The following is a 14748-nucleotide window of genomic DNA, read 5'->3' on the forward strand; positions in this document are numbered from 1 at the left end:
TGGTGCCGAGAACCGGAATCGAACCGGTACGGTAGTCACCTACCGCAGGATTTTAAGTCCTGTGCGTCTGCCAGTTCCGCCACCCCGGCACTTTAAAATTACTTCTGGAGCGGAAGACGGGATTCGAACCCGCGACCCCCACCTTGGCAAGGTGGTGTTCTACCACTGAACTACTTCCGCATAATGCGGGTGAAGGGACTCGAACCCCCACGTCAAAGACACTAGATCCTAAGTCTAGCGCGTCTGCCAATTCCGCCACACCCGCATATTTAATTTAAATGGTGAGCCATGAAGGACTCGAACCTTCGACCCTCTGATTAAAAGTCAGATGCTCTACCAACTGAGCTAATGGCTCTTAAGTGGTGCCGGCGATAGGAGTCGAACCCACGACCTACTGATTACAAGTCAGTTGCTCTACCAACTGAGCTACACCGGCAAATTAAAGTTAATACTTATGGTGGAGGATGACGGGATCGAACCGCCGACCCCCTGCTTGTAAGGCAGGTGCTCTCCCAGCTGAGCTAATCCTCCGTCTTCTCCAACCTAGCGACGTCCTACTCTCACAGGGACAAAGTCCCAACTACCATCGGCGCTGAGAAGCTTAACTTCCGTGTTCGGTATGGGAACGGGTGTGACCTTCTCGCCATCGTCACTAGATAAGGTAAAGACAAGATATATTATACTATCTTTTGAAGAAATTTCAATAAAAATTTTCATTCCCTCAAAACTAGATANGTAACGACATTATTTATTATAAAAACAGAGTTTCTTGTTGTCAAGAGCATCTGTAATTATATGTTTTGTGTCTGTCCGTTTTTCGCGGCGACTTTTATAATTTATCACACGAATGAACAAGAGTCAATATTTTTTTACTTCTACTAATTTTCCCGCGCATTTACCACATACATACCGATCTGTATCAATCTTTCTTTTTCTAACATAACCTAACCCACAGCTTTTACACGTATACAAATATTGTTTTGATGTTTTTCTTCTTTTAATGGATTCTAATGGTTTACAAAATCGTGGAGCGTCTACTTCTTTCAAGAGATTCCGAAAGTCACGGTCTCGATGCTGGTAGCCCTTCCCTTCAATGTGCAAATGATAATGACAAAGTTCATGTTTGATGATGCCCACTAACTCATCAATTCCACGTTCCTGATAATATTTAGGGTTTAATTCGATATTGTGAGATTTCAGCAAGTACCTTCCACCGGTTGTTTGCAATCGATTATTGAAGGATGCTTGATGGAGAAATGGTTTTCCAAAGAACTTAAGGGAAACTTCCTCGACAATTTTTTGCAGCTCAAATTGTTCCATTTTTTTCTTCCTTTCCATCCTTTTCGAACAGGACGTACTGTGTTTGCATAGACTATATATACTCAAACGTATAGTTTGGTAGCTTTATCATTATAGTATCATTTTTTTGATTTTCCTGAGGATAAAAGTTGATAGAGGAGGTTTAGGTTATGCCTACTTGGCTTCAAAATCAAATGAAACGTGCCTATTATGAAAAAAATCGATACCAAATTAAATTATTGAATCAATGCTGGTATTTTTATAGAAAAAAACACTGCTCATAAAAGCAGTGTTTTTACATTCTTAATTTTGTGGCGGCAGCATTGTTAATGCAACTCTGCCCTTTTTCACATCGACATCATCGATCCAGACGGTCACAACGTCGCCGACTGAAACAACGTCAAGTGGGTGTTTGACAAAGTTTTTACTCAGTTTAGAGATATGGACTAAGCCATCCTGCTTAACTCCGATATCAACAAATGCTCCGAAGTCTACAACGTTTCGGACAGTCCCTTCAAGTTCCATTCCTTTTGCAAGATCTTCAAGTTTAAGGATATCCTTTTTAAGGATTGGTTTTGCTAGTTCATCACGAGGGTCACGTTCTGGGCTGACTAAAGCTTCTGTAATATCGTGAATGGTGATTTCACCAATCCCTAATTCAGCAGCTACCTCTTCTGGGACAATGGAAGACATAGCTTCTTTTAATCTTTCTGTTCCTAGATCACTACTTGTTAGACTAAATTTTGCGAGTAGCTTTTTAACCTCTTTATAGTTTTCTGGGTGAATCCCTGTACGGTCCAATGGCTCGTCTCCATCAATGACACGGAGGAAACCGATACACTGCTCGTATGTTTTTGCGCCTAGACGCGGGATGTCCTTCAATTCACTTCTATCCTGGAATTTCCCTTGCTCCTCACGTTTTTTTACAATATTATTAGCAACTGTCTTTGAAAGGCCAGCTACATATTGCAGCAAGGATGGGGATGCTGTATTCACATTCACACCAACCTTGTTCACGACTGTTTCAACGACAAAGGTAAGCTGTTCATTTAGCTTTTTCTGGGATACGTCATGCTGGTATTGACCAACCCCTACTGACTTCGGATCAATTTTCACAAGTTCAGCAAGAGGATCCTGGAGTCTTCTAGCAATCGAAACAGCACTTCTTTCTTCTACTTGGAAATCAGGGAATTCTTCACGTGCAATATCAGAAGCTGAGTATACACTTGCTCCCGCTTCATTGACAATAATATAGAAGATTTCTTGATTTACTTCTTTCAGAATATCTGCAACAAATTGCTCAGTCTCTCTTGAAGCCGTTCCATTACCGATTGCCACCATTTCAACCTTATATTCTTGTAAAACGGATTTGATCTTCTTAACCGCTTCATCCTTTTTATTCACCGGTGGATGCGGGTAAATTACACCTATATTTAGGACCTTTCCTGTTTCGTCGACTACCGCAAGCTTACAACCAGTTCGGTAAGCCGGGTCCACTCCCAGAACAATTTTCCCTTTAAGTGGCGGCTGTAAAAGTAAATTCCGAAGATTTTCCGAAAAAATATGAATCGCTCTATCTTCCGCTTTCTCTGTCAGCTCTTTACGAATTTCCCTTTCAATTGAAGGCTGAATGAGTCGTTTATAACCATCTTCAATTGTTTCAATGATATAAGGGGTTACCGGCGAATTTTCTTTTTTGACAATTTTTCGATTTAAAAAGGTCAAAATTCGGTCTAGAGGCGGTTCAATTGACACTCGAAGGATCTCCTCTTTTTCCCCGCGGTTCATAGCCAGGACGCGGTGTGGAACGACCTTGTGAATCGGCTCCTTGTATTCATAGTACATTTCGTAGACATTCTTTTCGTCTTTTTCTTCGTCTTTTACGGCTGTTTCAATTGTTCCTAGTTTGAAGGTTTCGTTACGAATCCATTGACGAAAAGCAGCATCATCTGAAATCCATTCGGCGATAATGTCCTTTGCACCAAGAATCGCATCTTCCGCACTCAGAACTTCCTTTTCCTCTGAAATGAATTGTATTGCATATTGGCCAACATCCACATTCATCGGGAATGTATATAACCATTCCGCCAATGGCTCGAGCCCTTTTTCCTTTGCAACGGTCGCTTTTGTACGTCGCTTTTGTTTGTATGGTCTATATAGATCCTCGATTTGCTGAAGCTTGGATGACTTCATGATGTCTGCTTGAAGTTCATCAGTCAGCTTTCCTTGTTCGGAAATGAGACGGATGACCTCTTCTTTACGCGACTCAAGGTTTTGCAAATAAGTCCATTTTTCCTGAACATCCTTTATTTGCACTTCGTCTAAAGACCCTGTCATTTCCTTACGGTAACGCGCAATAAATGGGACCGTATTTCCTTCGTCTAAGAGGTTGATTACACTGTTCACTTGCTTAGTAGTTATTCCGATTTCTTTGGCGATGGTTTTCACCATCATGTCATTTGTTTGCAATGTCTGTGTCAAAACTGTTTCCTCCTACTTTCACTTCTAACCCTTATCTATTTTACCAAAATTACTTCATCCAAGTACGGCTTGTCGAAGCTTTTTAATCGCATTTCGCTGGATGCGGGAAACATGCATCTGTGAAACGCCGACGATTTTTCCAGTTTCTCGTTGGCTTTTCTCTTTTATATAAGTATAGTAAAGAATTCTTCTTTCAGATGTGGTCAGTACATGAAGGGCATTCTTTACATCTAGTTTTTTTAGCGCTTTTTCGTAGCCTTTTTCCTTTTTACCTACGGATTCCATGATCGTTCTTCCTTCTGAATCCGGATCTATCGGCATATCGATTGACTGTGTACGATAAGCTTGTCCAAGTTCCATTGCTTCTAAAACTTCCTTCACATCTACATGAAGATGATTTGCGATTTCATGTACCTCTGGCTTTCTTTGCAAAATGGTTGTAAGCTCTTCTTCAGCCTTCATGATCTTTGTTCCAAGCTCCTTAGCTCTTCTAGGTACATGTACACTCCACGTTTTATCACGTAAAAAATGTTTGATTTCACCAATGATAGTTGGAATTGCGAATGTATGAAAGCTCTTTCCAAGTGTTTCGTCAAATCTTCGAATCGCACCTAAAAGTCCGATTCTTCCAACTTGTACGATATCCTCGTGAAATGCTCTCCCTCTAGAGTACTTCCAGGCAATTGACTGGATTATTTTTTCATACCTCTCAACGATTTCCCTTTCCGTTTGTTTTGAGCCAGTTTTTTGGAAGTTCTGTACCAGCCTTTCTACTTCCTCATGTTTCGGATTTGTAGATTGCTTTCTCATTTTTCCACCGCTCTCTTTTTATTTTGTCACGAAAGGTTGTTCAGGATAATAATCCCTTCTTATGTACTTCGATAGAAAAGCTTTGATCCCCTTCACATTCGGATATTTGTTACACAAGTAAAATGGTTTTGTAATATAACATACGTCTAAATGGTTACAAAATAAAAGAAGCTACCACGGGGTAACTTCTCAAAGACGTATCAAATATAAATAATGAATTAAAAATCGATGAGTCCTAAACTAATTTGTAAGGCATCATCCACTCTGTCCATCATCTCTTCATCGAGATGTGTTATCTTATCGGTTAGACGCTGCTTATCGATTGTACGGATTTGTTCTAACAGGATAACTGAATCGCGCTCAAATCCATAACGCTCCGCATCAATTTCAACATGTGTCGGAAGCTTTGCTTTTTGAATTTGGGCAGTTATAGCTGCGACAATGACCGTGGGACTAAACCGATTCCCGATATCGTTTTGAATGACAAGAACAGGACGAACGCCTCCTTGCTCTGAGCCAACAACTGGGGAGAGGTCTGCAAAATAAACGTCGCCACGTTTTACAATCAAATGATTACCCCCCGCTAACTAAGCGTTCTACGGTGTGGTCAGCCTCTGATTCAGCCAAAAAAGCCTCCGATGCAATAGTAAGGTTAATTTTCGCCATTTCCATGTAACCGCGTCTCATTGATTCTGTAATCTGACGCTTCTTTCTTTCACGCAGATACATTTTTGTCGCCTGATAAATAAGTTCATTTCGGTTACCGTTTTCTTGTTTCACTAGGCCATCCAACTCACTTATTAGGTTTTGTGGTAATCGTACTAGAATTTCTGTTGTTGCGCTGGATTCAGACACAAACATACACCTCCACCAACTTGCCACCATATTCTATTCCAATCTTAATAATACCATTATTGTGATTGGATGCAAAGCTTAATCCAATAATTCTTACTTATTATCGGCATTTAGAAATGGTTTTTATGCACATGTTTTACAATGTTACCAAAATCTACATTCCATTACATGCATAAAAAAAAGAATGTACCAAATTCGTACAACCAATGTACTAATTTACCTACTAATCAAATACGCCTCGGCGTATTTGCGCCCAGATTTTTTCGAGCAAGCTCGAAAAACTTCCTTTGAAAATCTGTGGCATCCGCCGGAGGCTTTAACTTTATTCGGCAGGTGACTCTGCTGAATAAAGTTAATGTCTTAATAACGGATTTCTCACTTCAATTATTCTCTTATTTCTTAAAAAAATACGCGGAACGCGAAAACTTATTGTACAAGTGATCTCGTAATTGATTGTTTCAAGGGTCTTTGCAACGTCATCAACACTAATGAATTTATCGTTTTGCCTTCCAATTAAAGTGACTTTATTTCCAACCGGAATTTTCTTTGGAAGTCGGACCATAAATTGGTCCATACAAATACGGCCAATGATTTGACAGAGTTCACCCTCAACTAAGACATGAGTATTTTGTAATTTTCGTACCCACCCATCCGCATAACCGACCGGAACTGTTCCAACCCACATATCTTCATCAGCTGTAAAAGTTGCCCCATAGCTTACCTTTTCGCCTTTTGCAATTTGTTTCACATGGACGAGTTTGCTATGGAAAGAAAATGCTTGTTGAAGTCCGTATGGGAGCTGGTCTTCAATTTCTAGAGAAGGGGTCATCCCATACATTCCGATGCCAAGTCTTACTACATTAAATACTTTCTCTGGAAAACGGTAACCAGTTGCACTATTTCCGCAATGGATCATTTTCGGTTTGTTCGGTATCCACTCAAGCATTTGCGTGAATTTCTGATACTGCTGGACAAAATAGGAGGTATCCGTTTCATCCGCTGTTGCAAAATGAGTGAAAACTCCTTCAAGTTTAACTTGTGGATGTTGCTCAATTGTCTGAAGGACTGCTTGTATTTCATCTTTTTCTCTTACACCAAGACGTCCCATCCCTGTATCAAGCTTTAAGTGAAGGGATAGAGGGGCACTGCCATGATAGTTTTTAATTACCTCTTCTAGCCATTCTTGACTGTAGATGGTGAGCGATAGATCGTGTTCTGCTGCAATCATGACATCAGTTGGACGTGAGGCCCCAAGAACGAGTATTGGTGCATCAATTCCTCCATGACGCAAGGAAATACCTTCGTCGATAAAAGCAACAGCAAGATAGGTTGCACCCGCTTCAAGTGCTGTTTTTGCTACCTCAGCGTCCCCATGACCATATGCATTTGCCTTCACGACTGCCATAATATCTACTTGTTCTGGTAAAAAGCTTTTCATATTTTTTACGTTTTCAAAAATGCAATCCAAATCAACTTCAACCCACGTATCGCGATAAAAATGGGTAGAATCCATGAGTATACACCTTCTTAGATTAATTGCTACTATCAATTCAAATGCGCCATAGCGTATTTGCGCCCAGATTTTTTCGAGCCAGAGCTCGAAAAATTACCTTTTAAAATCTGTGGCATCCGCCGGAGGCATTAATATAAAATAGTTGGGTTTAAACCCGACTATTTTATATTAATTCGATTATTTATTTTCATTGTGTCCTTGTCAATGGAGTTTTTTTATTATACCCATCTTAACATATGACGGAAAAAAGAAAATATGTTGAAGAAAAATTGAATGTACAACAAAGACCCCTTTGGGTGGTCAAAGGGGTCTTACAAATTGATTATTTAAAAATCAATACCTTACCTACAGTTCCATCAGCACTTTGTCCAACAACCCGGAACTTTAGGCCGTATTTAGGAATATTACGTCCCGCATCCACATGTCCCGCATTTGTGTAATCTGTACTGTCATCAAATAATGGTGTGCGTTGTGTGAAATTATCTTTCATTGTAAATTGACCCGGGTAGTTTAAGAACATTTTCTCTGATTTATCTAAGCTAAATGCTGCATCATGGATTTGATAACGAGACGATGCAACAGCCTTATCGCTCCAGTACAGTGTATGCTGGTCAGCATCGACTACACCGAGGAATCCGTCTCCTGGGTGCATTCCAGTCCAGTTGTTGTCGTAGCTTTCATCGACATACCAGACCACTAAGCCTGGATCAAAGGACATTAAGCTTGCACCACGACGGATGTTCTTTAAGCCTTCATCGACACCATTATGAGATCTCCACTCTAATAAATAGTAGTGGTTTGTTGTATATTTACCATCATGTTTTTCAAAACCGTCTAGTGTAAACAATGGGTCATCTTCAGCTCCATCAGAGAACACTTCATTTCCGTCTGCTGTTACCTTTACATTATCTGCAAAGAAGCCATCTAGGTTTGTCGCCCAGTCTGTCATTGAACGGAATTGAAGTTGAATTTCCTGACCCTTGTATGCACTTAAGTCAATCGTTTCATGAACCCAGCCATCACTCGAACCGGTGTATCCAGGCAGGTTTTCTTTAATTGCTGGATAGCCGTCTGGGTCAAGAGTATCTGATGTTCTGTCGCTTGAAAGTGATGTCCAAGTTTCACCACTATCAGTTGATACTTGAACCATTGCATAATCCCAATCCTGTTCGATATTATACCATGCATCGAAGTCAAGAGATGCATTTGTCTTTCCTGTTAAATCAATTGTAGCAAACATTTTATGGTCTGCTTCATCACCTTTCCCACCATAGTACTCATAAGAGCCTTCAGCAGGAGTATTTAATACATTTAGCTTATCGGGCAAATCAATACGTACCGCATCATTGTTTGTACCTTTTGTGACCGCCTCATCAAGAAGTACTTCAGTACCCTGTTTTGTAATATCATCGGAATGTAGAGTCGTTCCACTTAACCAGTTCCCACCATGCCATGCTTGAAGCTGTTCCTTAGCATATGCACTCATTCCTGGTGGTTCTGTTCCTGGAATATCTCCAGCCCAGCTTCCACTTGCCATTACAGACCAGTAAGCAACAGCCTCACCGGAACCAGTATACTGAGTATCATACTCATCCGGAAGACCTAAGTCATGACCAAATTCATGTGCAAACACACCTGCTGCTCCATCCTCAGGCTCAATTGTGTAATCGTAAGCACCTAATAGTCCGCCAAAACGATCACTGTTAGACTTCCCACCTGGAACTGCGGTTAATTGACCGAGATTCCAACGGTGTGACCAAATCGCATCTCCACCAAGTGATCCACCACCTGCTTCTTCACCTACGCCTGCATGGATAACCATAAGATGGTCAATGATTCCATCCGGCTCATTGTATACACCATCTTCATCATAATCATCTCGATCCCAAACATCGTATTCACTTAAGTCTACATTTGGATCTTGTCCAGCCTTTGTTAGTGCTTCATATACTAACTCGCGCGGACGAGCATCACTGCCATCTGGAGTAGGATAATTTCCTCCATAATAAGCAGCTGGATGGTCCGCCGTATACCAACCCGCTACAGTTCCATCAACTGTATAACTTCCACCTGATTGTTGTTCATAGTATTGTTTCATGGATACTAAATTTTCTCCGTTTGGCCCTTTATATCCGTTTTTACCAAAAATCATGTCTTGGAAATGATCATGGGTATAATCTTCATACCACATATCCGTTTCTTCTTTTGTAATCGAGCTTTTTTCATAGTCAGGGAAGTCAATTGCGAGAACTAGAACCTTATCATGACGCACGTCGCCGTCATAGCCCTCTTCTTTGACTGGATCCACTGTATTTTTCTTAGCTTGTCCAAGCTTGTTCCCTTTTCCATTTTTTAAACCGTTGTCATTTACTTTATTTGCAGATTTTAGATTTGCATCAAGCCCTTTTGGCAGCTTGTCCTTTGTTTTGCCAGAGTTTGCTGCTTTTGCTTGCAGGTATTTTTTCAACACCTTATCAGCTTCTGCGGGGGAAGCATTTTTTGCGATTTTTCCGTTTTTCTTGAGCATTTCAATGAGTTTTTCGTCGTTTGCGATTCCTAAATCGACGGGTGAACCTTGTGAAGCTAGTTTTGAGGATACATCTGATGTGTTAGCGTTTGATGAAATGGCTGGACCTGCTAATAGTCCAACGCTTAATGATAAAGCAAGTGCTGTGGAATAAATCTTTCGTTTCTTCAATTTCATACCCCTCCTAATCATTCTTCTTTTCACCGTGGTTTTTGTCTGATAATTCCCCTGTATTCCATCTCCTTTCAACTTATTTAGACAAGCTGGCTTAAATAATGTACCAAAAAATTTCTCCAAAATTTGTTGAAATTCAATATCTAGAACATTTTTCGTTCGTTAAATTCTACTTTCTCACAACTACATCCGACAACATCCTTCGGTTTATGAAATAAATAGTTAAAGAATCTGTCGAGATTTTGAACAAAAAAAAAGGCGCAAGCGCGCCTTTTTTTGCGGAACATCCTGTAAGTCCGATCATTCTGACCTGTGTTCAAATATTTATTTCACGGATTTCTCTTGTACTGTACGTGCCACAGATATTAATTCCTCTTGTGATAACTCATCAGAAGCAATCATGAACTCCGCACCATTGTACGTCCATGAAATCGCTTTGTCTGTTAGTGTTCCTACTGTGAATCCAAGGTCAACAGGTTCACCGCTTAGTGAAATTGTTGTAGCGACCTCTGCAACACGTGCTCTTTCTTGGATCATTGTAAAGGTCTTCTCCCCTCCAAATGTCATGATCACACGTGTTCCATTTTCAGTTTCGATTTTCTTTTCTTCTTGTAGTTCAACACCAGCAAGTGCATCCTCTGATGGATAAAGAACTTCAAGCGGCTGCTTATCAACCTCTCCCATAACTGGGATTTCATTTAATGTAGCAGAAGACATATTCTTGTCTACATCAAATGCGGATTTATCAAAGCTCGCATCAAATTCTACCTTTGTGAATTCCACAAGCAACAATACTTTACGATCTGGGTCCATTACCTTTACAGATACAGGGGATAAGTCCTTCTTGCTGAAAGTGATTTCTTGCTTGGGTAGCATATTATTATTTTTGTAGTTTGTTTTTGTTTCAAAAATATATTGATTCTTTGTAGCAGTAAATTTCGCTTCTGGGTCTTCCTTCACATCATGCACTAAGGATTCAAATAAATAGGCTTGGCTGCTATTTTCCGGCCAATCGCTTTGGAAACGGAAACTCTTATTAAGTGCAGGTGTTAAAACAAACACGCCCTCTTCGTTACGTAAAATCATTTGGCTTTGATCTTTTTCTGCATTTTTTAGGTTAACACGATAGAAAGTTGGATCCTTATGCCAAATTTCCACTTCGTACACCTGTGGATCATTACCAGTTTGAAGCGTCATCTTTGCATCTGCTTTATAGCCTGTCATTTTTTGCACCTTTGCATCTAGTGCGCTAACCACATCTTCCTGTGACTTTTCCCCACAAGCCGCGAGCACAAGGGCAATGAGCAGCCCTAATAACAACAAAAATACTTTCTTCTTCATTCCTTCTTCAACCCCTTTGCCTCTTATCGCCTATTGGTTGAAACAAAGTGATTGATACACCTTGTCTCACCTACCACAATAAAATATATGAGGCAAGGTTGAGTAATATGCAGACTAGCTTGACAAGCTTTCAAGAATTACTTGTGCAACGGCATACTCTTTACTGTGAGTAATGGATAAATGAGCCTTATGGTTCAGGGGCTTGGTAAGGACTGGCTTCCCATTTTCATCTGATAAAGCCTCAATATCTAAAAAGCTTAAATTCCCGCCAATCCCTGTCCCAACAGCCTTTGAGTATGCTTCCTTTACAGCGAATCGCCCCGCAAGAAACTCAATTTGACGTGACTCTGATAAACGAAGAAATTTTTCTTTTTCTCGATTTGTTAAAATACGATCCACAAATTTTTTCTGTCTCTGTAAAACTTTATTAATTCGTTCAAGCTCTACAATATCTATACCTGTACCAATGATCATTTCAAAAATCCTTTCTTCTATATACAATCTTTCAATCATAAGATGGTACAAACTCTTCTAAGAATATAGTACGATAAAAAGAACCATCAAATATGACTTGGCGTATTTGCGCTCGATTTTTTTCGAGCAAGCTCGAAAAATTTCCTTTGAAAAATCGTGGCATCCGCCGGAGGCTTTAACTTTATTCAGTCGGGGCTGACCACCTCACTGAATTATTACTCTTGTTGCATTTTTTCACTAATAATCAGGGATAAATTATGAATAAAGTTAAAAGGAGAATAAAATTAATATGTTTATACGGACTGAAAGTTTTCGTCAATTTTTACGATTATATCCTATTATATCAATTATTATTGCGATTCATATCTTTCTATGGCTATTGGTCTTTTTGTCGCTTCCATTCGGAACGACACTATTGCAGCAAATGATCGGGTTTAACTTTTTGATTTCCGAGGGGGAATATTGGAGGCTTATAACACCAATATTTGTACATAGTGGGTTTGGGCATATGCTGTTTAATTCATTCTCACTTGTCCTGTTTGGGCCTGCTTTAGAAAGCATGTTGGGTAAAGTCAAGTTTGTCATTGCTTATCTGTTAACCGGGATTGCTGCAAATCTGGCAACCTTCTACATTGAGCCATTGGAATTTGCCCATGTCGGTTCATCTGGTGCAATTTTTGGATTGTTTGGGATTTACTTATATATGGTTGTGTTCCGTAAGGACTTAATCAGCCAAATGAACTCCCAACTAATTATCACTATTCTAGTAATTGGTTTAGTCATGACTTTTATCAATTCAAATGTAAATATTATCGCCCATATCTTTGGTTTTCTAGCTGGGGCAATTGTTGCACCACTTTTTTTACCGAAAACCTCCAGCGGGTCACAAATCATCATGGCAGGTGATTCCTCCTATCGACCACGAATGAGGATTCCAAGACAGTTTCAATTAAAGCATATCTTTTGGCTGATTATTATTATTTTAGTGATTCTCGGAATTTTTCTTTAACAACAATCAAGGAGCTAAAGTGATCTTTAGCTCCTCTTCTTATTCGACCGTAATATCTTCTGTGATTTTCTTGCTGCGATTTGTATACCATTCCCAAATGATCCAGCAATCCGATTCATGTAAATCCTTAACTTCAAACCCCTTGCCTGCTATGGTCGATTTAATAAAGGTTTTAACTGAACCAAGCTCTTTTTTCTTTTGTAAAAACGATTGTTTTTTGTCTAAGGATTGAATTCTTTTTTTATGATGAAGAACGGTTATTTTACTAAAAAAGCGAAACTGAAGGGTTAGCTGATTGTCTTCCATCTTCCAGCCTGCAACTTTATAGCGGCTATGACCAAATAATGCCCCAATTGGCAGTAGGACTAGAGCAAGGTAACCCCATGAACTGAAAACATAGGACAGTGTAACAATGGCTGGAACGAATATTAGAAATGGCAGCATTCCCCTCACCATATATCTCCACTTTGCCTTTGATGGTACGTAGTTTTCAACCTCTTGCATCTGATAATCCGGAACAAAATGCCCTAATAAATCATTAATCGCTGCTTTTTTAACTAAAGGAAAAAGCACTGTTGAAAAGTCTTCCCCCTTATCCAGCGAACCACCTGCACTTTCAATATAAACTGTTGCATACCCTAACGGCTGTCTGATTAAATTTTCGCCAATGCGAATTGCCTGAATCCGTGTTAACGGAATGGTTGTCTGTTTTTTTTCAATTAAGCCCCTTGAAATAAATAGCTCATCATCACGTTTTACAACTGTAAAATTGGCATAGCGTAATGTCATGATTAAAATACCAACAAACCACGCGATCAATAAAAACAAAGCGACTAATACGATAATATAGAATAATATCGATAGACTGACATATTTTTCGATTGTATTATATAATTTTTCAAATGGTAAGTATTCTGCAAATTGACTCAGGAATGCCAGTACACCAGAGATGACAATTCCGATTCCACCAGACGTGGAGGCGAGAACCAGCAGCTCCTTTGATGTAATTTGATAGGTAACCCTTGTATGCAGTGTTTCAGTTTCTTCTACCTGATGGTTTTTTGATCGTGATAATAATTCACGTAATTGATTAGCTTCCTCTTCTTTGATGGCAGTCAGCACAGCCTCCGCCTGCATACCCCCACCAGCTGTTTCTACCTGTAGCTTTACCAATCCAAAAATCCGTTGAATAATGCCCGCCGAAACATCGATCGTTTGAATGCGTTCAATTGGGATAAAGCGTTTTTTACGGATAAACACACCATATTCGATACGCAACTCTCCATTTTCGATTCGGTATGTATAGCGATACCAATGTAAGATTCCGAATACTAACATTAACAGGATTACGGCCGCAGCACCTAAAAAATAATACTTCCCGAAGTCATCCCCAGGTCCTACAAAAAAAATAAAAATGAACGGAAGGAGCAGTTCCTTTAATTGCTTTAAGAAACTTAAAAATCCCGCGACTGGATGCATTCGACGTTGTTCAAACATCATCTTCATCCACCCTTGCTAATCTTGAAATGGAATCACGCAATTGGTCCGCTTCCTCCAAATCAAGAGCCGGTATTGAATGGACGGTTGCTGCTGTTGAAATGGTAACAGTCGCTAAATGATGTTTTCTTAGTAACGGGCCTTGCTGTGTATCAACGTGTTGGACACGGTTCATTGGAATAACCGTTCTTTTAACAATTAAAACACCACGTTGCAGATCAATTTCATGCTCATGTACTTCATATCTCCAACGCTTCCATTTGAGCTTTGGCAAGATGATAATTGTTAAAATCGATTCGAATATAGATAAGACAAGAAGAATTGCAAAAATCCAATATGGCCAATCAAAAATGATCGTAAGTACTAAAGCGGCAATGGTCATGACCCAGCCAATCAACGATGTGATAATTGCTGATGTTTTCCATACTGTTAAGGCACGTTCACTAATTCGATTTTGTGGAATGTCTCTCATATCCAACCAACCTTTCCCCTGTTGGAATATTTTTCATATCAACCTTCTCAGTATAAATGATTTTTTCGAAATATTAAACAATCAAATGCGCCTTGGCGTATTTGCGCCCAGATTTTTTAGGCCCACACGATGTGGGTCACAAAGACGTTGCCACAGGAGGTGGCGTTCTTAGTCTTTGATCTTATTGCTCGAAAAGTTTCCATTGAAAATCTGTGGCATCCGCTGGAGGCTTTTTATTTTATTAGCTGGTATTTAAACCCGGCTAATAAAATAAAAAAGCAGTGCACAAACTCGCG

At 39.8% G+C, this 14748-nt stretch carries 13 protein-coding genes, 6 tRNA genes and 1 rRNA gene; 2 read left to right on the plus strand and 18 right to left on the minus strand.

Annotation, left to right across the window (positions count from 1 at the left end; all coding sequences use genetic code 11):
- From LKW28_RS14095 to LKW28_RS14130, 8 genes are all read right to left on the minus strand, one after another.
- Positions 1-89, minus strand: a tRNA-Leu gene (locus LKW28_RS14095).
- A 16-nt stretch (positions 90-105) separates the two neighbouring features.
- A tRNA-Gly gene (locus LKW28_RS14100) sits at positions 106-180 on the minus strand.
- 4 nt (positions 181-184) lie between these two features.
- Positions 185-265: transfer RNA gene (locus LKW28_RS14105), tRNA-Leu, on the minus strand.
- 14 nt (positions 266-279) lie between these two features.
- Positions 280-355, minus strand: a tRNA-Lys gene (locus LKW28_RS14110).
- 5 nt (positions 356-360) lie between these two features.
- A tRNA-Thr gene (locus tag LKW28_RS14115) sits at positions 361-436 on the minus strand.
- A 19-nt stretch (positions 437-455) separates the two neighbouring features.
- Positions 456-531 (minus strand) — tRNA-Val (locus LKW28_RS14120).
- Between the two features lie 10 nt (positions 532-541).
- Positions 542-657, minus strand: a 5S ribosomal RNA gene (gene rrf, locus LKW28_RS14125).
- A 201-nt stretch (positions 658-858) separates the two neighbouring features.
- Complete coding sequence (locus LKW28_RS14130) at positions 859-1320, minus strand: SprT family protein (protein ID WP_229140998.1); 462 nt, start codon at positions 1318-1320, stop codon at positions 859-861.
- A 149-nt stretch (positions 1321-1469) separates the two neighbouring features.
- Here LKW28_RS14130 and cmpA point away from each other — a divergent pair, with 149 nt between their 5' ends.
- Positions 1470-1583 carry a cortex morphogenetic protein CmpA gene (cmpA, locus tag LKW28_RS14135; RefSeq protein WP_087947091.1) on the plus strand — a complete coding sequence of 38 codons (114 nt, stop codon included), beginning with the start codon at positions 1470-1472 and terminating at the stop codon, positions 1581-1583.
- Between the two features lie 19 nt (positions 1584-1602).
- Here the strand turns inward: cmpA and LKW28_RS14140 are convergent, their stop codons facing one another.
- From LKW28_RS14140 to acpS, 8 genes are all read right to left on the minus strand, one after another.
- Entirely contained in the window at positions 1603-3753 is a 2151-nt protein-coding gene (locus tag LKW28_RS14140; protein ID WP_229141114.1) for a Tex family protein, read from the minus strand.
- Between the two features lie 81 nt (positions 3754-3834).
- A complete protein-coding gene (gene sigB / locus LKW28_RS14145; RefSeq protein WP_229140999.1) occupies positions 3835-4590 on the minus strand; it encodes an RNA polymerase sigma factor SigB in 756 nt (251 codons plus the stop codon).
- A gap of 218 nt (positions 4591-4808) precedes the next feature.
- Entirely contained in the window at positions 4809-5159 is a 351-nt protein-coding gene (gene ndoA, locus LKW28_RS14150; protein ID WP_010284636.1) for a type II toxin-antitoxin system endoribonuclease NdoA, read from the minus strand.
- Positions 5160-5163: 4 nt separating this feature from the next.
- On the minus strand, positions 5164-5445 hold the full coding sequence (locus LKW28_RS14155; RefSeq protein WP_010284645.1) for a CopG family ribbon-helix-helix protein: 282 nt from the start codon (positions 5443-5445) through the stop codon (positions 5164-5166).
- A 352-nt stretch (positions 5446-5797) separates the two neighbouring features.
- Positions 5798-6958, minus strand: coding sequence for an alanine racemase (gene alr / locus LKW28_RS14160; RefSeq protein ID WP_229141000.1), 1161 nt, complete (start codon positions 6956-6958; stop codon positions 5798-5800).
- A gap of 322 nt (positions 6959-7280) precedes the next feature.
- A complete protein-coding gene (locus LKW28_RS14165) occupies positions 7281-9656 on the minus strand; it encodes an immune inhibitor A domain-containing protein (protein WP_420708877.1) in 2376 nt (791 codons plus the stop codon).
- A 327-nt stretch (positions 9657-9983) separates the two neighbouring features.
- A complete protein-coding gene (locus LKW28_RS14170; protein WP_229141002.1) occupies positions 9984-11000 on the minus strand; it encodes a LolA family protein in 1017 nt (338 codons plus the stop codon).
- Between the two features lie 114 nt (positions 11001-11114).
- The gene (acpS, locus tag LKW28_RS14175) at positions 11115-11474 is read right to left on the minus strand and encodes a holo-ACP synthase (protein WP_229141115.1); all 360 of its coding nucleotides are present in this window, start codon (positions 11472-11474) and stop codon (positions 11115-11117) included.
- A 289-nt stretch (positions 11475-11763) separates the two neighbouring features.
- Between acpS and LKW28_RS14180 the strand changes: the two genes are divergently transcribed.
- Positions 11764-12483: a rhomboid family intramembrane serine protease gene (locus LKW28_RS14180; protein WP_229141003.1), complete on the plus strand. Its 720-nt coding sequence runs from the start codon at positions 11764-11766 to the stop codon at positions 12481-12483.
- Positions 12484-12522: 39 nt separating this feature from the next.
- On the opposite strand, the gene LKW28_RS14185 is transcribed toward LKW28_RS14180, so the two are convergent.
- Entirely contained in the window at positions 12523-13980 is a 1458-nt protein-coding gene (locus LKW28_RS14185; RefSeq protein ID WP_229141004.1) for a PH domain-containing protein, read from the minus strand.
- The gene (locus LKW28_RS14190) at positions 13973-14452 is read right to left on the minus strand and encodes a PH domain-containing protein (protein WP_229141116.1); all 480 of its coding nucleotides are present in this window, start codon (positions 14450-14452) and stop codon (positions 13973-13975) included. Before LKW28_RS14190 ends, LKW28_RS14185 begins: the two co-directional genes overlap by 8 nt.
- Positions 14453-14748: the final 296 nt, after the last annotated feature.

The organism is Bacillus sp. REN16 (genome assembly GCF_020731355.1).
Classification (GTDB): Bacteria; Bacillota; Bacilli; order Bacillales; family Bacillaceae_L; genus Ferdinandcohnia.